Source organism: Stenotrophomonas sp. CASM106, assembly GCF_049384825.1.
Classification (GTDB): Bacteria; Pseudomonadota; Gammaproteobacteria; order Xanthomonadales; family Xanthomonadaceae; genus Stenotrophomonas; species Stenotrophomonas muris.
The window spans coordinates 423,524-444,749 of sequence record NZ_JBMRFS010000003.1 but is presented as its reverse complement, the minus strand read 5'-3'; the positions used below and the strand labels follow the sequence as shown (position 1 = coordinate 444,749).

General features: G+C 67.3%; 22 protein-coding genes. 10 read left to right on the top strand and 12 right to left on the bottom strand.

The window, feature by feature from the left end:
- The gene (locus VG556_RS09415) at positions 1-1,017 is read left to right on the top strand and encodes a restriction endonuclease (RefSeq protein ID WP_100450294.1); all 1,017 of its coding nucleotides are present in this window, start codon (positions 1-3) and stop codon (positions 1,015-1,017) included.
- A 146-nt stretch (positions 1,018-1,163) separates the two neighbouring features.
- Here the strand turns inward: VG556_RS09415 and VG556_RS09410 are convergent, their stop codons facing one another.
- From VG556_RS09410 to VG556_RS09395, 4 genes are all read right to left on the bottom strand, one after another.
- Positions 1,164-1,556 carry a type II toxin-antitoxin system HicB family antitoxin gene (locus VG556_RS09410; RefSeq protein ID WP_100450295.1) on the bottom strand — a complete coding sequence of 131 codons (393 nt, stop codon included), beginning with the start codon at positions 1,554-1,556 and terminating at the stop codon, positions 1,164-1,166.
- An 8-nt stretch (positions 1,557-1,564) separates the two neighbouring features.
- Positions 1,565-1,747: a type II toxin-antitoxin system HicA family toxin gene (locus tag VG556_RS09405; RefSeq protein WP_100450520.1), complete on the bottom strand. Its 183-nt coding sequence runs from the start codon at positions 1,745-1,747 to the stop codon at positions 1,565-1,567.
- Between the two features lie 94 nt (positions 1,748-1,841).
- Positions 1,842-2,570, bottom strand: a complete 729-nt coding sequence (hutC, locus tag VG556_RS09400) for a histidine utilization repressor (protein ID WP_032957259.1) — start codon at positions 2,568-2,570, stop codon at positions 1,842-1,844.
- 28 nt (positions 2,571-2,598) lie between these two features.
- Positions 2,599-3,969 (bottom strand): formimidoylglutamate deiminase, encoded by a 1,371-nt coding sequence (locus VG556_RS09395; protein ID WP_100450296.1) that lies wholly within the window; start codon positions 3,967-3,969, stop codon positions 2,599-2,601.
- Between the two features lie 67 nt (positions 3,970-4,036).
- On the opposite strand from VG556_RS09395, the gene hutI reads away from it, so the two are divergent.
- The 6 genes from hutI to VG556_RS09365 all read left to right on the top strand — a co-directional run bounded on the left by hutI (position 4,037) and on the right by VG556_RS09365 (position 13,201).
- On the top strand, positions 4,037-5,260 hold the full coding sequence (hutI, locus tag VG556_RS09390) for an imidazolonepropionase (RefSeq protein ID WP_049407859.1): 1,224 nt from the start codon (positions 4,037-4,039) through the stop codon (positions 5,258-5,260).
- A complete protein-coding gene (hutH, locus tag VG556_RS09385; protein WP_100450297.1) occupies positions 5,257-6,798 on the top strand; it encodes a histidine ammonia-lyase in 1,542 nt (513 codons plus the stop codon). The genes hutI and hutH overlap by 4 nt, the downstream gene beginning before the upstream one ends.
- Positions 6,795-7,649, top strand: coding sequence for an N-formylglutamate deformylase (gene hutG, locus VG556_RS09380; protein WP_100450298.1), 855 nt, complete (start codon positions 6,795-6,797; stop codon positions 7,647-7,649). The genes hutH and hutG overlap by 4 nt, the downstream gene beginning before the upstream one ends.
- Positions 7,646-9,313 (top strand): urocanate hydratase, encoded by a 1,668-nt coding sequence (hutU, locus tag VG556_RS09375; RefSeq protein WP_100450299.1) that lies wholly within the window; start codon positions 7,646-7,648, stop codon positions 9,311-9,313. Before hutG ends, hutU begins: the two co-directional genes overlap by 4 nt.
- A 148-nt stretch (positions 9,314-9,461) precedes the next feature.
- A complete protein-coding gene (locus tag VG556_RS09370; protein WP_100450300.1) occupies positions 9,462-10,898 on the top strand; it encodes a serine hydrolase domain-containing protein in 1,437 nt (478 codons plus the stop codon).
- 194 nt (positions 10,899-11,092) lie between these two features.
- A complete protein-coding gene (locus VG556_RS09365; protein ID WP_100450301.1) occupies positions 11,093-13,201 on the top strand; it encodes a TonB-dependent receptor family protein in 2,109 nt (702 codons plus the stop codon).
- 46 nt (positions 13,202-13,247) lie between these two features.
- On the opposite strand, the gene VG556_RS09360 is transcribed toward VG556_RS09365, so the two are convergent.
- Positions 13,248-13,766, bottom strand: a complete 519-nt coding sequence (locus VG556_RS09360) for a hypothetical protein (RefSeq protein ID WP_032961999.1) — start codon at positions 13,764-13,766, stop codon at positions 13,248-13,250.
- Positions 13,767-13,894: 128 nt separating this feature from the next.
- A complete protein-coding gene (locus VG556_RS09355) occupies positions 13,895-14,200 on the bottom strand; it encodes a hypothetical protein (protein WP_069118318.1) in 306 nt (101 codons plus the stop codon).
- A 454-nt stretch (positions 14,201-14,654) separates the two neighbouring features.
- On the opposite strand from VG556_RS09355, the gene VG556_RS09350 reads away from it, so the two are divergent.
- The gene (locus tag VG556_RS09350; protein ID WP_075076612.1) at positions 14,655-14,978 is read left to right on the top strand and encodes a hypothetical protein; all 324 of its coding nucleotides are present in this window, start codon (positions 14,655-14,657) and stop codon (positions 14,976-14,978) included.
- 34 nt (positions 14,979-15,012) lie between these two features.
- Here the strand turns inward: VG556_RS09350 and VG556_RS09345 are convergent, their stop codons facing one another.
- Entirely contained in the window at positions 15,013-15,588 is a 576-nt protein-coding gene (locus VG556_RS09345; RefSeq protein WP_049408615.1) for a TetR/AcrR family transcriptional regulator, read from the bottom strand.
- A gap of 69 nt (positions 15,589-15,657) precedes the next feature.
- On the opposite strand from VG556_RS09345, the gene VG556_RS09340 reads away from it, so the two are divergent.
- The gene (locus VG556_RS09340) at positions 15,658-16,203 is read left to right on the top strand and encodes a thioesterase family protein (protein ID WP_049397600.1); all 546 of its coding nucleotides are present in this window, start codon (positions 15,658-15,660) and stop codon (positions 16,201-16,203) included.
- A 3-nt stretch (positions 16,204-16,206) separates the two neighbouring features.
- On the opposite strand, the gene VG556_RS09335 is transcribed toward VG556_RS09340, so the two are convergent.
- The 3 genes from VG556_RS09335 to VG556_RS09325 all read right to left on the bottom strand — a co-directional run bounded on the left by VG556_RS09335 (position 16,207) and on the right by VG556_RS09325 (position 18,823).
- Positions 16,207-16,884, bottom strand: coding sequence for a hypothetical protein (locus VG556_RS09335; protein ID WP_049408613.1), 678 nt, complete (start codon positions 16,882-16,884; stop codon positions 16,207-16,209).
- Positions 16,885-17,025: 141 nt separating this feature from the next.
- Positions 17,026-17,808, bottom strand: coding sequence for an SGNH/GDSL hydrolase family protein (locus VG556_RS09330; protein WP_100450302.1), 783 nt, complete (start codon positions 17,806-17,808; stop codon positions 17,026-17,028).
- Positions 17,809-17,857: 49 nt separating this feature from the next.
- Complete coding sequence (locus tag VG556_RS09325) at positions 17,858-18,823, bottom strand: DUF2268 domain-containing putative Zn-dependent protease (RefSeq protein WP_100450303.1); 966 nt, start codon at positions 18,821-18,823, stop codon at positions 17,858-17,860.
- 138 nt (positions 18,824-18,961) lie between these two features.
- Here VG556_RS09325 and VG556_RS09320 point away from each other — a divergent pair, with 138 nt between their 5' ends.
- Positions 18,962-19,945: a membrane protein gene (locus tag VG556_RS09320; RefSeq protein ID WP_032962095.1), complete on the top strand. Its 984-nt coding sequence runs from the start codon at positions 18,962-18,964 to the stop codon at positions 19,943-19,945.
- A gap of 13 nt (positions 19,946-19,958) precedes the next feature.
- Here VG556_RS09320 and VG556_RS09315 read toward each other — a convergent pair whose 3' ends face one another.
- Positions 19,959-20,279, bottom strand: coding sequence for a hypothetical protein (locus VG556_RS09315; protein ID WP_100450304.1), 321 nt, complete (start codon positions 20,277-20,279; stop codon positions 19,959-19,961).
- 118 nt (positions 20,280-20,397) lie between these two features.
- Entirely contained in the window at positions 20,398-21,210 is an 813-nt protein-coding gene (locus VG556_RS09310) for a hypothetical protein (RefSeq protein ID WP_238381469.1), read from the bottom strand.
- Positions 21,211-21,226 lie beyond the last annotated feature (16 nt).

Below are 21,226 nucleotides of genomic sequence, written 5' to 3'. Positions count from 1 at the left end.
ATGCTCCCCTGGATCCTGGCCCTGCTGTCGGCCCTGCTTACCTGTTCCCTGGCCGTTGTCTATCTGTGGTGGATCAAGCGGCGGCAGAAGGAGATGCAACTCGGCCTGCAGGCCCTGGCAGGCATGCACTGGCGCGAATTTTCGGTACTCGTCAAGCGCATGCTGCGCGAGCAGCGTGGCCTGCGCGAGCTGGTCGATCCGGCCGAAGATGCCCGCGAGCCGAGCAGCGACTTCCTGCTCAGCGATGGCCCCAATCAATGGCTGGTGTCGTGCAAGCACGGCCTGGCCTACCGCATCGGCACCGCCGCAGTGAACGAACTGGGTGCGGCCGCGCGCCTGGCCGGCGCCAAGGGGGGCGTACTGCTGACCGAAGGCCGTATCGAACGCGACGGCCGTGGCGCCGCCGAGAAGCAGGCGGTTGAAGTGCTGGACGGGCCGCGCCTGTGGCCGTTGCTGCAGCCCTACCTGCCCGGCGACATCGAAGCGCGCGTGCGCGCCAGCGCCCGGCACGAAGCGCTGCGCCGCATTGCCATTGCCGCACTGGGTTCGGCCACGCTGGGGCTGCTTGTCGGCCTGGGTCTGCAGGGCCTGCATGTGGAAGAGGCCCCTCCGGTCGCTGCGGCGCCGGTGGTGGCAACGCCTTCGGCCGCGCCTTCGGCCGCACCTTCAGCCGCACCCGCCCCGATCGAAGCAGTCCCTGCGGCCGCCCCCGCTCCCACGCCTGCCGTCGCCCCCGCGACCGACGCGCGCAGCAATCCCGACCCCGATGCCGCCACGCTGGAGCGCTTCCAGGCCGATCTGGCCCGCGCCCTGGCCGGCAAGCCCGGCATCGCCAGCGGTGTCTGGCTGACCCGGCAGACACTGGCGATCAACCGCACCGGCGAACTGGACGCGGTGTGGCCGCTGGTCTGCGAGGAAGTGCTGCACTACCCCGCGCTGCGCAACGTGCGCATCCAGCTCAATGCCCGCCCCGGCGTGGATGAGCCGGTGCGCTGGCGGCAGTGCGCTACGTATTGATGGCGCAGCATCCGCGCATGGCGTGGATCTACTGAATCCCGATGCGCGACCCCTTGATAGATCCACGCCACGCGTGGATGCCTTTGCAGAGTTGAGCCACGCGCGAACAGCAGCCGAGCATGGGCTCGGCTCCACATGGCGCCTGCTCAGCCCAATGCCGCGAGATGGGCGATGTAACTGGAGCGCGATTCACCCGCCGCTCTGGCCTGCGCATCCAGCCTCGCCAGGATCCGGCGTGGCAGGCTGATATTGACCCGCTCGATGGTGTCGTCCAGCAGAGCCGGATCAATGCAGATGTACGCAAGAATCCAACAGATGTCCTTGGATGCCTCCGCGGCGATCTTCTGCGGCGCGGAAGGTGTCGGAATTGAGCGCCCCTCATCCAGGGCCACATCAATCCAGGCGAGCGCCGCCTCTTCCGCCGCACTGAGCGCATCATCAAGCGTGTCGGCCGCTGAGAAGCACCCCGGCAGATCTGGAACGACCACACCCCACGCGGTGCGCTCATCGCCCGCCTCGATCAAGACTGGATATCGCATGGGCCCTCCTACGTCAGTCCTGCGAGCTTCCGCAACGCCTGCACCAGCCCTTTCCCCAGATCCTTCCTTGGGTGAGGAACGGTGATGATGTGAGGGTGCTGCGAGTGCACGAATACATGATGGGATCCGCGGATCCGACGACAGATCCAACCTGCCGCTTCCAGTTCCCGGATGAGGTCCCTGCCCTTCATGCAGGGACGATACACATCGTACACACGCCCCGACAGAGTTCAAGGCGACAGTCGTTTCGGCAGAGTAGATCCACGCCATGCGTGGATGGAATCCCTATCGCGCGCCCGGCGCGAAGCGCGCCACCAAGTCCCAGGCATCCCCCAGGAACACCTGGCGCACGCGGGTGATCGGCTGTTCGCCACGCCAGGTCAGGCGTTCGATCACCAGGCAGGCGGTACCGGGCTTCACATCCAGCAGCCTGGCGGTGGCAGTATCCGCGCCCCAGGCACTGATGCGATGCTGGGCGCGGGTCCAGGACACGTTCTGCAGCAGCCAGCTGCCCGGGGCGGTGGTGCTGAAGTCGACCTCCAACACCTCGGGCACGCCCACCGGGCTGATCAGGCGGTGCTCCAGTGCCAGCGGGCGGCCATCGGCCAGGTGCAGGCAGCGCATCGCCAGCAGCATTTCGCTGCCGGCCAGCTCGACTTCGCCGGCATTGCCGGCATCGGCCAGGCGCAGATCGCGCTGCAGCAGTCGATAGGCGTACTGATGGCCGCGCGAGCCGACTTCCATCGCGATGTCGGGAATCTCCAGCGCCACCTGCTCCAGGTGCGGCGGCTGCCGCGCCACGAAGGAACCGGCACGACGGCGGCGCTCGATCATGCCGCTCTCGGCCAGTGCGGTCAGCACCTTGTTCACTGTCATCCGCGAGCATCCGTACTGCTCCATCAACTCGTGCTCGTACGGAATCCGGAAGCCCGGCGCCCACTCTCCACTGAGGATGCGGCTTTCCAGATCGCTGCGGATACGCTGGTTGAGCGTGGCGGACTTGCTGGCCTTCACGTAATGGGGTCTCGGTGGCGGGAGGCGATCAGCCCAGCACGCCGCGCAGGGCGGCAGCGAAGGCGCTGGTGATCGCCTCGCGCTGCAGGTGGCGGCCCTCGGCCACGCACTGGCGGCCATGGCGCCAGACCGATCGCAGCGCGCCATTACGTGCGGCGAACACCCAGCTGTCAAGCCATGCGTCATCCTGTCGCGCCTGCAGCGCCGGGTGTGCGGCGTCCAGTTCAACCAGGTCGGCACTGGCGCCGACCTGCAGGCCGGCGGCCACGCCCAGCGCCTGTGCGCCACCGTGCAGTGCACCTTCAAACAGGAAACGACCGCTGCTGCGGGTGGCATCCGGCGCCAGCACGTTGCGCCCGCGCAGGGTAAGCCGCTGGCCGTACTCGAGCAGGCGCAGTTCTTCGGCCGCGTCGATCAGCACATTGGAATCGGAGCCGACGCCGAAGCGTCCGCCCTCGCGCGCGAACGCCTGCATCGGGAACAGGCCGTCGCCCAGGTTGGCCTCGGTGATCGGGCACAGGCCGGCCACGGCCTGGCTGGCGACGATGGCCGCGCGCTCGTCATCGGTGATGTGGGTGGCATGCACCAGGCACCAGCGCGCATCCACCGGCGCATGGTTGTACAGCCACTGCACCGGGCGCTGGCCGCTCCAGGCCAGGCAGGCCTCCACTTCGCGCACCTGCTCGGCGATATGGATGTGCACCGGGCCGTCGGTCAGCGGCAGCAACGCACTCAGTTCCTCGCCGGTGACCGCACGCAGGCTGTGCGGTGCGATGCCGAGCACCGCGTCGGGCAGCGCGGCCAAGGCCGGCTTTGCGGCCTCCAGCAGCTGCGAGAAGGCGTCCACGTCGTGGATCAGGCGCCGCTGCGCTGGATTCGGCGCCGCCCCGCCGAAATCGGCATGCGCATAGAACACCGGCAGCAGGGTCAGGCCGATGCCGGTCTGGTCGGCGGCGGCGGCAATCCGCGCACTCATCTCGGCGCGGTTGGCATAGGCGTGGCCCTCGGCGTCGTGGTGCAGGTAATGGAATTCACCGACGCGGGTGAAGCCACTTTCCAGCATTTCCATATAGGCCTGGGCGGCAATGGCCTGCACCGCGTCTGGGCGCAGGTGGGCCAGGAAACGGTACATCAGCTCGCGCCAGCTCCAGAAGCTGTCACCGTCGCCGCCGCCGATCTCGGTCAGCCCGGCCATGCCGCGCTGGAAAGCATGGCTGTGCAGGTTGGGCAGGCCCGGCACCAGGATGCCGACGCGGGTGTCGCCCGACTGCGCGCCCTGCCCCGTGCTGATGGCCGCGATGCGACCGTCCTGCACCTGCAGGCGGACATCGCGGACCCAACCCTCGGCCAGCAGGGCGTGGGCGGCATGGAAACTGTGCGGGGAACGCGAATCGGACATGGCTGGACAACCCGAAATGGACGCCTATATTGTATAGACATATAAGCACAGCCGCGTTGTGGATGCCATGCACGTCGATACCCTCTGGTCCAACGTCCACCTGATCACCCTTGATGGCGAAGGGCTGGGTGTCATCCGCGATGGCGTCCTGGCCTGCGCCGACGGCCGCATCGTCCACGTCGGCGCGGCCGGCAGCGACGCCCACCTGCAGCCGACCACCCGCATCGATGGCGAAGGCCGCTGGATCTCGCCCGGCCTGATCGACTGCCACACCCACCTGGTCTACGCCGGCAACCGCGCCAATGAATTCGAGCAGCGCCTGCAGGGCGTCAGTTATGCCGAGATCGCCCGTGCCGGCGGCGGCATCGTCTCCACCGTGCGCGCCACCCGTGCTGCCACCCCGGAACAGCTGGCCAGCGAAAGCCGGCCGCGCCTGCTGGCGATGCGTGCCGAAGGCGTGACCACGATCGAGATCAAGTCCGGCTACGGCCTGACCCTGCCCGACGAACGCAAGCAGCTGCAGGTCGCACGCGCGCTGGGCGAGGAATGCCGGGTCAACGTGGTGACCACCTTCCTCGGCGCACACGCGGTTCCGCCAGGCCGCGAAGCACAGGAATACACCGACGAGGTGTGCAACGTGATGATTCCGGCCATCGCCGCCGAAGGCCTGGCCGAAGCGGTGGATGTGTTCTGCGAGAACATCGCCTTCTCGCCGGCGCAGGCGCGCCAGGTCTTTGAAGCGGCGCGCGCCAACGGGCTGTCGGTGAAGATCCACGCCGAGCAGCTGAGCAACCAGCATGGCGCCGAACTGGCGGCCCGCTTCGGGGCACTGTCGGCCGACCATATCGAACATCTGGACGATGCCGGCATCGCCGCGATGGCCGCTGCCGGTACCGTCGCCGTGCTGCTGCCCGGTGCCTTCTATTTCACCCGCGATACCACCCTGCCGCCGATCGCCGCGCTGCGTGCGGCCGGCGTACCGCTGGCGCTGGCCACCGACAGCAACCCGGGCACTTCGCCGCTGACCAGCCCACTGCTGGCGATGAACATGGGCGCCACCCTGTTCCGCCTGACCGTGGACGAGTGCATCGCCGGCTTCACCCGTGAAGCGGCGCGCGCACTGGGCCATGGCGAGCGCATCGGCCGCCTGGCGGTGGGCATGGACTGCGACCTGGCGATCTGGGACATCGATGCCCCCGCCGACCTGGTCTATCGCATTGGATTCAACCCGCTGCACGCGCGCGTGGTGCGCGGACAGCCCGACCTGCCTGCCTCCTGGAGCAACACATGAGCAACACCCTGGTTCTTCGCCCCGGCCATGTCACTCTCGCCCAGTGGCGGCAGGTCTATCGCGGTGCGCCGCTCGCACTGGACCCGGCCGCGCTGCCGGTGGTGCGCGCCAGTGCGGCGGCGGTGGCCGCCATCGTCGCCAAGGGCGCGCCGGTGTATGGCATCAATACCGGCTTCGGCAAGCTGGCCAGCGTGCGCATCGAGCGCGAAGACCTGGCCACCCTGCAGCGGAACATCGTGCTCTCGCATGCCGCCGGCGTGGGCGAGCCGATGCCGGCCAGCGTGGTGCGCCTGATGATGGCGCTGAAGCTGGTCAGCCTGGCGCAGGGTGCGTCAGGCATTCGCGAGGAGACCCTGCTGCTGCTGGAAGCGATGCTGGTCAAGGGCGTGCTGCCGGTCGTGCCCGCACAGGGCTCGGTGGGTGCCTCGGGTGACCTGGCGCCGCTCTCGCACCTGGCCAGCGTGATGCTGGGCGTAGGCGAAGCCTTCATCGGTGACGAGCGCCTACCGGCAGCCGACGCACTGGCACGTGCCGGCCTGCAGCCGATCGAACTGGGCGCGAAGGAAGGCCTGGCGCTGCTCAACGGCACCCAGTTCTCCACCGCCTATGCGTTGGCCGGCCTGTTCGAGATCGAAACCGTGTTCCAGGCCGCACTGGTGACCGGCGCGCTGTCGGTGGAAGCTGCCAAGGGTTCCGACACGCCCTTCGACCCGCGCATCCACGCGATCCGCGGCCAGCGCGGGCAGATCGCCACCGCCGCCACTCTGCGCGCGCTGATGCAGGGCTCGGACATCCGCGAATCACACCGTGACAACGACGTGCGCGTGCAGGATCCCTACTGCCTGCGCTGCCAGCCGCAGGTGATGGGCGCGGCGCTGGACATCCTGCGCCAGGCCGCTACCACGCTGGAAATCGAAGCCAACGGCGTGTCCGACAATCCGCTGGTGTTCACCGACACCGGCGAAGCGCTGTCCGGTGGCAACTTCCACGCCGAGCCGGTGGCCTTCGCTGCCGACATGCTGGCCATGGCCGTGTGCGAGATCGGTTCGATCAGCGAGCGCCGCCTGGCGATGCTGGTGGACCCGGCACTGTCTGGCCTGCCGGCGTTCCTGACCCCGCGTCCCGGTTTGAATTCCGGTTTCATGATTCCGCAGGTGACCGCCGCCGCGCTGGTCTCGGAAAACAAGCAGCGCGCCTACCCGGCCAGTGTTGATTCGATCCCGACCTCGGCCAACCAGGAAGACCATGTGTCGATGGCCGCCCATGGCGCGCGCCGGCTGATGCAGATGGCCGAGAACGCGGCCAACGTGATCGGCATCGAGCTGCTGGCCGCTGCGCAGGGCTGTGACTTCCACGCCCCGCTGCGCTCCAGCGCCGCACTGGAAACCGTGCGCGCCACCCTGCGTGCGCAGGTGCCGACGCTGGAAGAAGACCGCTACTTCCATCCGGACATGGTGACCGCCACGAATCTGGTGCGCAGTGGCGCGCTGGCGCAGGACCTGACCGACCTGCTGCCAACCGTGGAACCGCAGGCATGAATACCCATCCCGAATGGCTGACGGTGCACGAAGGCGACGCCCCCCTCATCGTCAGCTTTCCGCATACGGGCAGCGAGCTGCCGCACGACCTGATCGGCGACTACCACTCACCGTGGCTGGCCCGCCGCGACGCAGACTGGTGGGTACACGAACTGTACGACTTCGTGCGTGGCATGGGCGCGACCACGGTGCGCTCGGCGATCTCGCGTTCGGTAATCGACCTCAACCGCGATCCCAGCGGCGTCTCCCTGTACCCGGGCCAGAACACCACCGGCCTGTGCCCGCTGACCACCTTCGACAACCAGCCGCTGTACCTCGCCGGGCGCGAACCAGACGAAGCGGAAATCGCCCGTCGCCGCGACACGTATTTCCTGCCTTACCACGATGCGCTGGCGGCGCAGATCACGCGCCTGCGCGCACACCACGGTACCGTGGTGGTGTACGACGCGCACTCGATCCGCTCACACATCCCGCACCTGTTCGAAGGCGAGCTGCCGCAGTTCAACCTGGGTACCGCCGGCCCGTCCGGTGCACCGGACACCTCCTGCGACAACGCCTTGAGCGATGTGGTGGAGAACCTGCTGGCGCTCAGTGGCATGAGCCAGGTGCGCAACGGCCGCTTCAAGGGCGGCTGGATCACCCGCCACTACAGCAACATCCCGGGCGGCGTGCACAGCCTGCAGATGGAACTTGCCTGCCGCGGCTACATGCACGAGCCGCTGCCCGACCAGGTGGACGAACACAGCTGGCCCACCCCGCTCGACCCCGCCCACGCCGCACCGCTGCGCCACACCCTGGCGCAGGTGCTCAACGCCTGCCTTGAATTCGCTACGAACCGGAGCGCCGCATGACCCGCAACGACCCGTCCCGCACCATTGCCGCGCCGACCGGCACCACGCTCAACGCCAAAAGCTGGCTGACCGAAGCGCCGCTGCGCATGCTGATGAACAACCTGCACCCGGACGTGGCCGAGCGCCCGCAGGAACTGGTGGTGTACGGCGGCATCGGCCGCGCCGCGCGCGACTGGGAAAGCTTCGATGCCATCGTCGAGACGCTCAAGCGCCTGGACGACGACCAGACCCTGCTGGTGCAGTCGGGCAAGCCGGTAGGCGTGTTCCGCACCCACGCCGACGCGCCGCGCGTGCTGATCGCCAATTCCAACCTGGTGCCGCGCTGGGCCAACTGGGACCACTTCAACGAGCTGGATAAGAAGGGCCTGGCCATGTACGGCCAGATGACCGCCGGCAGCTGGATCTACATCGGCGCGCAGGGCATCGTGCAGGGCACCTACGAGACTTTCGTGGAAATGGGGCGCCAGCATTTCGGCGGCGACCTGACCGGCAAGTGGCTGTTCACCGGTGGCCTCGGCGGCATGGGTGGTGCACAGCCGCTGGCTGCCGTGATGGCCGGCGCCTCCTGCCTGGCCGTCGAGTGCCGCAAGAGCAGCATCGACATGCGCCTGCGCACCGGCTACCTCGACACTTGGACCGATAATCTGGACGAAGCGCTGCGCCTGATCGACGAGTCGTGCAAGGCCGGCACGCCGAAGTCGGTGGGCCTGCTCGGCAATGTGGCTGACGTGCTGGCCGAACTGCTCAAGCGTGGCGTGAAGCCGGACCTGCTGACCGACCAGACCTCCGCGCACGACCCGGTGAACGGCTACCTGCCGCAGGGCTGGACGGTCGAACAGTGGGATGAGAAGCGCGCTTCCGCCCCCAAGGAAGTGGAGAAGGCCGCGCGTGCATCGATGGCCAACCACATCCGCGCCATGCTCGGCTTCCATGCGCTGGGCGTGCCCACCGTGGATTACGGCAACAACCTGCGGCAGATGGCGCTGGAAGAAGGTGTGTCCAATGCCTTCGATTTCCCGGGTTTCGTGCCGGCCTATATCCGTCCACTGTTCTGCCGCGGCATCGGCCCGTTCCGCTGGGCGGCACTGAGCGGTGATCCGGAAGACATCGCCAAGACCGATGCAAAGGTGAAGGAACTGATTCCGGACAACCCGCACCTGCACCGCTGGCTGGACATGGCCGCCGAGAAGATCAAGTTCCAGGGCCTGCCGGCACGCATCTGCTGGGTCGGCCTGGGTGATCGTGATCGACTCGGCCTGGCCTTCAATGAAATGGTGGCCAACGGCGAACTGAAGGCACCGGTGGTGATCGGTCGCGACCATCTGGACAGTGGCAGCGTCGCCTCGCCGAACCGCGAAACCGAAGCGATGGCCGACGGCTCCGATGCGGTGTCCGACTGGCCGCTGCTGAACGCCCTGCTCAACACCGCCAGCGGCGCGACGTGGGTGTCGCTGCACCACGGTGGCGGCGTGGGCATGGGCTTCTCGCAGCACGCCGGTATGGTGATTGTGTGTGATGGCACCGAAGCGGCGGCGAAGCGGATTGGCCGCGTGCTGTGGAACGACCCGGCCACTGGCGTGATGCGCCATGCCGATGCGGGGTATGAAGTAGCGATCGACTGCGCGAAGGAAAAGGGACTGGATCTGCCGGGGATCCTCGGCTGATCACGGAGGTGCCGGCCAGCGGCCGGCACTACCGAAACGTGTGGTAGTGCCGGCCGCTGGCCGGCTCTCCCCGATGCGGGAATCGGCGGCCTTGACCCGCTCGTCGGTCGTGACCAACATGCGCCATCACCGCTGATGGATCACCGCGATGTACCGCACGCTCGCTGCCGCATTGCTCTGCACGCTGTTTGCGATCCCGCCCGCTTCGGCGCGTGACGTCCCCACCACTCTCTCCACTCAGCTAGACGCCCAACTGCAGAGCAACCGCGAGCGCTACGGCATTGCCGGCCAGGCGGTACTGGTCGCACACAACGGCCAGGTGCTCTACCAGGGCGCCAGCGGTGAACGTGATCCCGCTGCCCATGCCCCTGCCACCGTCGAGACCATCTTCGCCGCGCAGTCGATGGCCAAGCTGCTGACCAGCACGCTGGTGATGCAACTGGTCGATCAGGGCAAGGTGGATCTGGATGCGCCGGCCAGTCGCTATGTTCCGGACCTGCCGACCACATGGCAGGCGATCCGCCTGCGTGATTTCCTCAACCACAGCTCCGGCATCGGCGAGTACTACGACCGGGTGGATAACCGCTGGGTCAGCAAGGGCTACCCCGGTGTAGCGCCTGACCTTGGCGCGGCACTGAAGGTGGCCGGTGCGGCACCGATGCAGTTCGCCACCGGCAGTCGCGTGCAGTACACCCAGGCCAACTACCTGGTGCTGACCGCCTTGCTGGAAGCGCATTACCGCACGCCCTACCCGGCCATCGCGCGCGAACGCATCCTGCAGCCATTGAAGATGGCGAGCACCTCATGGGGCGTCACCAGCGTGCCAGCCACGCGCGCGGCCGTGCCTTACATCGGTAAGGATGGTCAACTACAGCCGGCCGATGAAGACCCTTGGCCGGACTACGGCTGGGGCCATGCTGATCTGCAGACCACCATAGGCGACATGAACCGTTTCCTGCAGGCGCTGGCGACCGGCAAGCTGGTGCGCACGGCGACCCTGGAAAAACTCTGGCAGCCGCGGAAGCTGAGCGGTGGCGGCAGCAATTTCTTCTCCACCGGTTGGGATACCACCCGCAGCGATGGCTACACCCAGGTCGGTCATGATGGCGGCACCCGCGTTCGTGCGCGGTTGGCCTACAAGGGCACGCTGGCCAACGGTTACTGGGTGTTCGTGTACCTGACCAATGGCAGCGCCCGCAATGTCTGGTCCAGCACGCTGGTGGAGAGCACGATGGCGGAGGTTGCGCCCGGGGAGTTTCCGCATGCGGTGTTGTCCGAGCGGCTGATCGGCTATGCGCTGGATGACAGCACCGATGCGAAACCGCAGATGCGTAGCTGGCTGCGCGACAGCAATGGCGTTCCCACCGGCGAACTGGAACGTGCGATCAACAGTGATGGCTATGCCATCCGCGAAAGCCTCGGTGCACGCAAGGCGCTGAAGGTGTTCGCGCTGAACACCGAGCTGTATCCGCAGTCCGCCAACACGTGGGACAGCCTGGCCGAGTGCCACGCTGCATTGGGGGAGAGGGAAGCGGCTGATCGGCTGTACGCGAAGGCCAAGAAGCTGGCGAAGCCCTCGCCATAAACCCTGCTGTAGAGCCGAGCCCGTGCTCGGCTGATCTTCGCCGCGATGGCAGACAACCCGCGCTGCGCGCGATTAGCCGAGCGTGGGCTCGGCTCTACAGGAACACGGCGGGCGGCCATACGCCGCCGGCGGGTGACGCGGCGCTGCCGACCTGTTAACTTGCGCGCCACTTTTGTGGTTTACAGCATTCCCGCATGTCGCTTCCGTCGTACCGCCCTCACCCGTCGCTGCTGTTCCTGGCTGTTTCCCTCGCCCTGGCTTCCACCGCCGCCGCCGCCCCACAGGCCACCACGCTGGACGCCGTACAGGTCACCGCCGCCGGTGCCAACGCGCAGGCGCGCGAAGCGCTGAAGCGCGTGCCGGGCGCCAGTAACGTCATCGACGTGGCCAAGGCCGACAGCCGCCTATCCACCAGTGCGGATGTGCTGGCCTATCAGCCGGGTATCAGCGCGCAGTCGCCGGGCAACGAAGGCACCAGGATCTCGATCCGTGGCTCGGGCATCAATCGTGGCCCGGGCGCGCACGCCTCGGGCATTGCGGTGTCGATCGACGGCCTGCCACTGACCGGCCCGGGCGGCACGCCCTACGAGCTGCTGGAACCACTGTGGCTGTCGCGCGTGGAAGTGCTGCGCGGCGCCAACGGCTTCGAGCGCGGTGCGTTGGCGCTGGGTGGTGCCATCGACTACGTCAGCCGCAGCGGTCGTGATTCGGCGGGCGTGCAGCTGCACTACGAAGCCGGCAGCCGTGGCTACCAGAAGCGCGGCATCAGCTGGGGCGGCGTCAGTGGTGATGTCGACTACTTCCTGGCCTACACCGATACCGAATTCGACGGTTACCAGCGTCATGCGCGCGGCGACGGCAAGGGCGCGATGGCCAACATCGGCTGGCAGATCACGCCCGACCTGCAGACGCGTTTCTTCGTGCGCTACCGCGAAACCAATCATGAAACGCCCGGTCGCCTGACCCGCGATCAGATCCGTAACGATCCGCGTGCCGCGAATGCGGCCAACCTGGCCATCGATGCGCGTCGCCCGCAGCCGGGCAGCACCTGGGTGGGCAACGTCACCACGCTGCAGATCGATGAAGATTCCTCGTTGCAGGCCGGGCTGGTCTATCACACGTACCCGATGGACTTGAACGAGAGCCTGTACCGGCAGCAGCTGGACTACGCCAACCTCAACGCCACGCTGGACTACCGCCGCCGCCACCGGCTGTTCGGCCTGGACAGCGAAACCACGGTCGGCCTGCGCATCACCCACGATCTGGACGCCGATGTGCGCGAGTCGCTGCGCTTTGCCAGCAACGGCTATGCCGCCGGCACGCGCACGCGTGATTTCCGGCACCACGGCACCGACAGCACGCTGCACGTCGGCAATACCCTCACCTTCAATGACCGCCTGCGGATGCAGACCGGGCTGGCACTGATCAACACCCGTCGCGATGTGCAGGTGACCTGGCCGAGCAGCGGCGGCCGCCTGCGCGACCACGACTGGGACCATGCGCCGCGACTGGGCTTCACCTGGCAGCACAGCGCCCAGACCCAGTGGTTCGGCAACCTCAGCCGCTCGGTGGAGGCGCCGCACCCGTGGTCGATGATCTGGGGCTCGAACCAGTACTTCGGGCCAGGCAATGGCCCGTCTACCGGCCGCCAGCGCGCGCCGGTGCCGATGCAGAACCAGACCGCCACCACGCTGGAACTGGGCGCGCGCGGTGACGCGGCGCTGGGCCGCTGGGAACTGACCGGCTACTACGCGCACGTGAACCACGAACTGCTGAGCGTTGAACTGCAACCGGTGCCGAACCTGTTCATCGCCGAGAACAACGCCAGCCCCACCGTTCACCGCGGCATCGAGGCCGGATTGGACAGCACGCTGTGGCAGGCTGCACCGGGCCGGCTGTCGCTTCGCCAGGCCTATACCTTCAGCGATTTCCGCTACCGCCACGACGCGCGTTTCGGCAGCAACCGCCTGCCCGGCCTGCCGCGCCACGCCTACCAGGCCGAGCTGCGCTTCGATCATGCATCCGGCCTGTACGCTGCGCTCAATACCGAATACGCCTCGCGCATCGCCGTCGACTACGCCAACAGCTACTGGGCCGACAGCCATGTGATCTTCGGCAGCCGCATCGGCTACGACGCACCCGGTGGCCGCTGGCAGGCCTGGGTGGAGATGCGCAACATCGGCAACCGCCACTACGCCGCTACGGTCACGCCGGGTTACGACGACGCCGGCAAGGATGTCGCGCGCTCGACCCCGGGCGAAGGTCGTGGCGTCTATGCGGGCATGCGCTGGCGCTTTGACTGATTGCCGCAGGCGGCGCCGGGTGTGATCCGGCGCCGCCGTTCCAGTGTCAGCCGATACGCCAGGCCGGCAGGCGCTCGCTGCGCTTCCAGATGGAAGGCGCCAAGCCGATCAGCACCAGTGCCGCCAACCACTTCGGCGAGGTACTGAGCAGTGTCGAGGTGAGCGAGCCATCGGCGGGGGCGGCCATTTCCTGCCACGGGTTGTAGCCCAGGTAGACGACGCTGCCAGCCCACCACAGCAACGCCACACCGACACCCACCAGCAGCAGGGCCAGCGTGCGGCAGGTCCAGCGCTGCGAGGTAGTGCCCCATTCCCGCGACGCCGCGGTCAGCAGGCCCACCACCAGCAGCGACACCAGTGCCACCAGGCCGATATCGACCTTGGTTCCAATGCGCTCATAGGTACAGGCGCGGCACTGCGCCTCTTCCGCGGCGGTGGCGGCTTCGGCACCATCGGCCTGCCCGGCTGCGGGCTGCGCCAGTGCTGCAAACGGCAACAACGCCGCCAGCAGCGTCACCATGATCCAACGAAACAACGTCCTGTTCCTGCGTGCAGCGACATCCATGCGCTCTTCCTCGTCAGTGGTTGTGTGTCCCAGTGGGCGTTCGGCCATCCAGCGCCCCTGTTTCAGATGCAGTACGACAAGCTCCCGATAGGTGACACCGCCGGGACACGAATCCCGGCCGACCGCGATCATAGCCCACTGTTCAGTGCAGCTGAAAACGGGGCGGGTCCAGGCGATATGAAGGAGCCAACCGCACTCCCCCCCTGGATGACCTGCAGCAGATGGCTCGCACCCGGCACGCATTCCTGCGCGAGCCAGCCCAGTACGGCGAAAAACAGCAGCAGGCCGAGCAGCGGCCAGATCGTATGCGACACGCATACCCGCCACCATCCCTGTTCCTGCATGCCCTGCATGCGAGGCGATGGGCTGCCACCGCCCACATCCTGCGACAGTCCCTCCAGTACGTTGCCCAGCGCCAGCGGATCCAGATCCACACCAGCAGCAGGAACACGCCATAGGCCAGCACTACAGCCATCGGGCAGCGAAGCAGCATCGCGTCGATGCCGGCCAGGCGCAACAGGTTCGAGGCAAGGAAACCGGCCGCACCGGTCAGGACGACGATCAGCGCCATCTGCAGGCGTGGCCAACCCCGCTGCTGCAGGTACCGGCGCGCACGCACGACTTCGCTGCCGTGATTCATCGGCAATGTTGGGCTGCGTGAAAAATGGCGCGATCGCTTCATGCCGCCGCGAGGGGGCGGGAGGCAGCGCGGCAAGGGACCTCGGGAACCTGATGCTGCATGCGGACATCCTCGCCGGGCACGCGTAGGCGGTGGTGGACGGATTCCAGCGCGATGGGGCCGTGGGTCCATCACCCACAGGCCGCACTGGCGCCGGCCTTGTACCCGCGCGCCGGCGGCTGGATCATGACTTTCCGCCACGAAAAAGCATGCTCTACGGCATGCACGTCTCCCAGCTCACCCGCTCCACCGCCCTCGTGATGTTCGTTCCAATGATTGGCCTCGCCGGTTGGGGTTCGTGGTTTGGTAGCCGCTGCATCAGCGATGGCTGCCTCGGCGTCCTGGTGGCATGGCTTGCCGCCGTGGCCACCTTTGCGGTGCAGGCGTTGCTGGTGCTCCCGACGCATGCCTGGGCCCTCAAGCGGCAGGGATCCCCCGCCTCCCGCAGCTACCTGCGTTGGTTGGGCGCGTCGGCCATCGCTGCCTTCCTGCCCATCGTGCTCGGCTGGGGCTATCTGATGATCTTCCGATGACCTGCTGCGCGTCTTCCGCACGCGGATAGCCGGATCAAGGACGCGCGGCCGCCTTCAGCAACTGCGCGGTCACCTGGTCGAACGGGGCGATGTCCTGCAGTGCGCGGCACATCGCCACTGCGCCTTCCACGCTGGCAATCACCAGGCTGGCCAGCCCGTTCGCAGCCGACTGTTCGTGGCCGTCGGCAATGAAGGCTGCGGCGAGATGCCCCTGCCAGCGCGCGAACACTTCGGCAGCGGCAACGCGTGCCTGGCTGGGCACGGCCTCCACCGGCTCTTCCACTGCCGCGGCCAGCACCGGACAGCCCGCGCGGAACCCGGAACGCAGCAAGCGCTCACGCCACATCGCCAGGAACTGCTGCAGGCCCTGCACCGCCCCACCCTTCAGCAGCTCCACCAGCAGCGTTTCTACCTTGTCGCCAGCCATGTGGGTGGCGCGCGCCAGCAACTCTTGCTTGCCGCCGGGAAAGTGGTGATAGGTGGAGCCCAGCGGTGCCTCGGCCAGCTTGGTCACCTCACGGATGCTGGTGGCATTGAGACCCACGCGCGCCAGCATCTGTGCCGCAGCATCAATCACGCGTTGTGGCGCATCAGAGGGACGCGGGCTCACGGTGGGCTCCTTGCTAAGACAGTCGTCATAGATTAGCGTACCGGCGATTCTATAACAGTCGTCATAGCCATGAATCTCTGGTTCCGCCTGCTCCACCTGCTGCTGTGCAGCCTGTTCCGGCCGAAGCTGGAGGCCCCGTTCGGGGTCTCGCGCCTGCAGTTCCGGGTGCTGCCCAACGATCTGGACAGCAACCTGCACATGACCAACGGTCGCTACTGGAACATCTTCGACCTGGGCCGGCTGGACCTGATCCTGCGCATGGGCCTGGGCCGGGTGGCGCTGCGCGAGAAGTGGGCGCCCATCGTAGGCGCCGGCACCATCCAGTTCCGTCGCGAGCTGAAGCCGTTCCAGCGCTTCACCCTGGAAACGCGCCTGGTGGGCTGGGTCGGCTCGCGCGGCATCATGGAGCAGCGCGTGCTGATCGGGCCCGAGCAGAAGATCGCCACGCGCGCGCTGCTGGTCACCGGCATCTACGACCGGCGTGCGCGGCAGTTCCTGGGCATGCCGAAGATGATGGAAGCGATCGGCGTGGTCGCCCCGCCGTCGCCGCCGCTCAGTGCGGCCGCCGAAGCGTTGCTGGCCGCCGATGCGGCGTTGAAGCAGGACGACGCCTGAGCTTCAGGGGGCCGCCACCGGCACCGCGTGCGGTTCGCGCGACACGACCTGGGTGCGCCCTCCCACGTGCAGCACGTACTCGAAGGACTGCCGCATGCGGCTGTATGCGCCGCCATCCGGCACGCCGTAGTTGGCACCCACGCTGAGGGTATGCCGGCCCGGCGGCAACGGCTTGAGCATTACCCAGTAGCCGTCGGCGGCGGCCAGCCGAGAGTGTTCGTCGTCGGCATCCATGCGGAAGCAGCCTTCGCTGCGGACCCGATGCCTGCGCATGTCGCCCAGTGGCTGGCCGTCCAGCAGCACCACCGCGCTGATCAGGTAATCGTTGTTGACCGCCGCCCCCGCCTGCAGCTCCTTGCAGGACACAGCCTCATCCACCTGGTAGTGCGCCATGTTGATGATCGGCAGCAACAGGTACTTGCCAGCCGGCACCACGCATTCGCGATGTGGCCGGAAACGGCCATTGGTGCCGGCCAGGTTCCAGACCGGGCCTTCCTGGCCCAGATCACACACACGGCCATCCGGGTCGAGATAGGGCGCCCCGCCCTGGGCGTCGGCCCAGCGCCACCAGCGGGCGGTCCATTCGGCCAACGAAACGCCGCCCACCGGTTCACGCGTCAGCGGCGAAGGCACCGCCGTGTCTGCACTGAACGCCGGCACGGCGGCCAGCAGCAAGGCCATCGTTGCGCCACTGCGGCAAAGCCATCCCTGGATTCCCTTCCGCATCACCCACCCCATCGTCCCTGGCGGCCACGCGGCGTGGCCAGCTTCGGCGCCACTGTACCTTGGCGGGCTGGATCCTGTGCAGTGCGGGTACTGTGCCTACTCCAGCGCCATTGCGCGCTTGACCGCCGCCTCGGCCAACGGCGCCATCACCGCATAGCCCTTCGCCGTGGGATGCACGCCGTCGTCGGCCAGCTGCGGATCCAGCCCTCCGGCGGCATTGGCCATCGGCGTGTAGTAGTCCAGATAGACCAGCTGCTTCGCATCGGCATAGCGCTTCAATGCCGCGTTCAATGCGCGCACCTTGGGCGCAGGTGCCGTGCCCGGCAACCACGGGTAATCGCTGACCGGCAGCACCGATGCCAGCACCACGGCAATGCCATGTGCACGAGCCAGGTCCACCATCGCGTGCAGGTTGTCTTCGATCATCGCCTGCGTGGACGGGCCGGTGTTGCCGGCGATGTCGTTGGTGCCAGCCAGGATCACCACCACCTGCGGCTTGAGTGCCAGCACGTCCTGCGGGAAACGCACCAGCATCTGCGCCGTGGTCTGGCCGCTGATCCCGCGATTGAACCAACCCTTGCCGGGAAAGAACGTCGCGCTGCCCTCCCCGCCCCAGCCTTCGGTGATCGAGTCACCGAAGAGCACCACGCGTGGTTGCCCCGGTACGGCGGCAGGCAGTCGCGCGTTGGCATCGCGGTAACGCTGCAGTTCCGGCCAATCGGCCAGGCGCTGCTGCATGAAGCGCACCTCGTCCGGGCGCAGTCGCTCGACAGGTTCCACCAACAACGGGTTGACGGCGGGCACGTCGGCCGCCATCCCATGGACGCTCATCGCGCTACCGAGGGCAACCGCGGCCAGGCCAGCGGACAAGGAACGCATGGGGTCTCTCCGTTGAATGTCTGCGCCAGTCTAGCGCGCGGCCCCGCGCTCAGCGTGCCGCCGACCGCGCCGCCACGCCGGTCACCTTGGCCGGCATCCACATGCCTGGCGTCCAGCCACTGGCGGCCAGGATCGCCTTCGGGTTGTCCTGCTGGATCAGCGCACGCACCGCGTCACGCTTGTCCTTGGCCTGCAGGTAATAGGCCTTGGCGATGCGATAGCCCACCCAGTAGCCCAGATCATAGGGTTCCTGCGAACCGGGCTTGTAGTTGTACAGCCACGGCGACAGATCGGTGCTGTCCACATCCAGTGCGAAGGCGCTTTCGATATGCACTTCCCGGCCACGGGTCCAGGCCGCGTGGCGACCGTTGCCGACATTGCCGGAAATCAGCTCGCCGATGAACTCGGCGATGCCTTCGCCCAGTGAAACACGCAGCACCGTCGCATGCGGGTCGCCCGGCTCGACGTCGGTCAGGCCGGTCTGCTGGATGTGCACGTACTCGTGCGCGATCACGTGCACGAAGCGGTCCTGCACATTGGGATTCATGAAATCGGCTGCGCACAGCGCTTCCAGGCCGATGATCACCCCGCTCTTGGAGGTCAACCCGACCGGTCGGCCGCGGCCGACCGCGATGGTCACCGGCGGAAACGCGGCCTGCGGATAGATCGCCTGCAGGTTGCCGAACACCTGCACCAGGCGCTGCTTCACCGCCGGCAGCTCTGCAAGGCAACCGCGTCCCTGCGCATACACCCCGGGCTGGCTGGCAATGGCCTCGGCCATACGCTCGGGCGTGACCCGGCGCGCCTTCGCCAGTTCACCCAGGCCCGGACTGCCTTCGGCCAGGTAACCGGCCAGCTGGGCGATGCTGGGCTTGCCGCCGGTGCTGTCGTAGAGCGCGTAGAAGCGGCTGGCATCGGTGGTGAGGATCTGCGGCCCCGGCGGGGTTCCCGCCGACGCCACGCCGACCGCCCCGGCACAGGCCAGGGCAAGCAGGCAACGCAGGAAACTGGACATCGCTCCGTCCTTGGTGGAGTGCATGCGAAGCGCGCAATCTACCACTCCGCCCCGGCCACCGCAGCGGGCACATGCAGGCCCTTCGGGGCTGTGCCAGACTCACTCAGGCACCTGCCATGGATGATGGAGCACCGCACGATGATGATCGTTCCCGCGTACTGGGCCGAAGCCCGCCTGCAGGCCCGTTTCCGTGGCCGGCCGATGGTCGTGCGCCGCTTCGGCTGGTCCGACGAGGGGCCTGCCCAAGCCCAGGCCCACGCCGACGCACGTGCCCATGAAGCCCTCAACGCCATCATCGCCGGGCAGGTGCTGCCGCGTCGTGAAGTGCGCAGCAACTACGGTGTGGAGGGCGTGCCGATCCGCGAGCAGATCGTGCAGCGCGATGGCGATGTCATCATCACCCGCAACAGCTATGGCGCGCTGTGCCTCAACAGCCCCGACGTGCTGTTCGCCGACATCGACCATGCGCAGCCACCGGCTGGATGCGTGATACCGGCCATCGTCGCGGCGCTCGTGCTGCTTGCCGGCGCCGTCATCGGCACCGTGCTCTGGCATTGGCTGGTGGGCCTGGTACTGGGCGTGGCGGCAGTGCTGCTGGTCAACGCGGCACTGCTGATGCGGCGGAAGCAGCGCCTGGCCGCTGCCGGCGGTGCTGAAGGGCTTGCGCTGAAGCGCGTGGACGCCTTCAGCGAACAGCATCCCGATTGGCATCTGCGCGTCTACCGCACCCCGGCGGGGCTGCGCGTGCTGGCGATGCATGCCACGTTCTCACCCGAGGACGAGCAGCTCCAGTCATTCTTCAAGGCACTGGGCACCGACACCCTGTACGCGCGCATGTGCCGGCTGCAGCATTGCTTCCGTGCGCGACTGACACCGAAGCCGTGGCGCGTCGGCCTGCGTTATCGCATCAGGCCGCCGGTGGCCGCGTGGTCAGCCGAACAGGCCAACAACCCGGACCGGTTGGCCTGGATTGCCGACTATGAAAAGAAGAGTGCCGGATTCGCCGCCTGCGCCTACCTGCGCAGCTTCGGTGATACCACCCGGGTGCATGCCAAGGCCGAGCATGTGCGTGACCTGCATGACCGGCTGTCACGCGCGCAGGATCGCCTACCGCTGGCGTGAGAGTGGCAGACGCTCAATCAGCGCCCTGCACGAACGGCTGCCCTGCCAAGGTAGTGCCCAGCTGCACCGCGATCTGCTGCCCGCCCTTCTCGAAGGTTGTCGCGCACTGCTTTCCGCCCTTCTGGCATCCGACTTCCGGAAAGCCCTCAAGTGACTCGGGGGCGCCCTGTGCCGGACTCGCCCGCCAACCTGCCGCATCCAGCAGGCGCTTGGCCTTGGCATAGGGCATGCCGGCGACGATGCCCAATTGCGTCAGCTCAGCAGGAAACGACTGGGCATGGGCCGTTGAAACCAGGGCCAACGACAACGTTGCAGCAAGAAGAATGGCTTTCATCGCAGTGACCTGAAACGAGCTATCAGGTTCAGCCTAGATCATTTGCGTGGCGTGCGAATGTGCCGGTAACACGTCGTTACCGAGTCTCCACAGTTGATTGCAGGGCATGTGCGATTGATCACATGGCGGAATCCCTGCCCCTGGCGCCACAGTCCAGCGACTCCATCGCGAGATCCCTGCGCAGCCGGTCATGCAACCAGCGAGTCTGGAAACGCCTGCGTGAGTCTTCCCCTTCCGGCAGCAGGGCAATCACCGCTTCGCTCAGTTCCGGGTGCCACTGCTCCTGCGCGTTGTCCAGGTCCTGCTGCTCGAAGACCACCGAGGGCAGGCGTTTCCAGGGCAGCATCATTACCTTCTGTGAGGTCGACACCAGCACCACATCCGGACGCCCCGGCCGGCTCACGACAACCGTCATCATCGGCACATCATCGGTCCAGAGCCCGGAGAAATGCCGGTCGACACGCGACTGCAGGCTCCGTCCGGACAGCGCCTTGCGCGCCCACGCGCGCTGCTGTGCGAACGAACAGGCATCCGTGTCCAAGCTGTGCAGCCCCGGGTCCAGGGACAGTATTTCGGCGCGATCCAGCCGCGAAGCGATCCGCTGCACCGCGGCCGCCCTGGTCAGCGGGGCGGTCTGCAGCGCGGTGTCGAGCGCCGCCATGGCGCCAAACGGCAGCAGCTCCGGCAATCGCGCCTTGCCGTCGGGCGTCTCCACCACCTGCACGCGGGTGGTCAGGCCATAGGCATCGCGCCGGATCACCCAGTGCTCTGATACCGAGCCCCAGCCGTACCAGTCGTATCTCACATCGACGCTCATCTGTGGCTGTGCCGCCATCGCCGCAGACGATGCGCACACCGCTGTCAGTCCCAACAACCAAATCTTCATGGAGCTGCCTTGCCTCTGGGGTTCCGACGAACGGCAGCCGAGCATGGGCTCGGCTCTACAG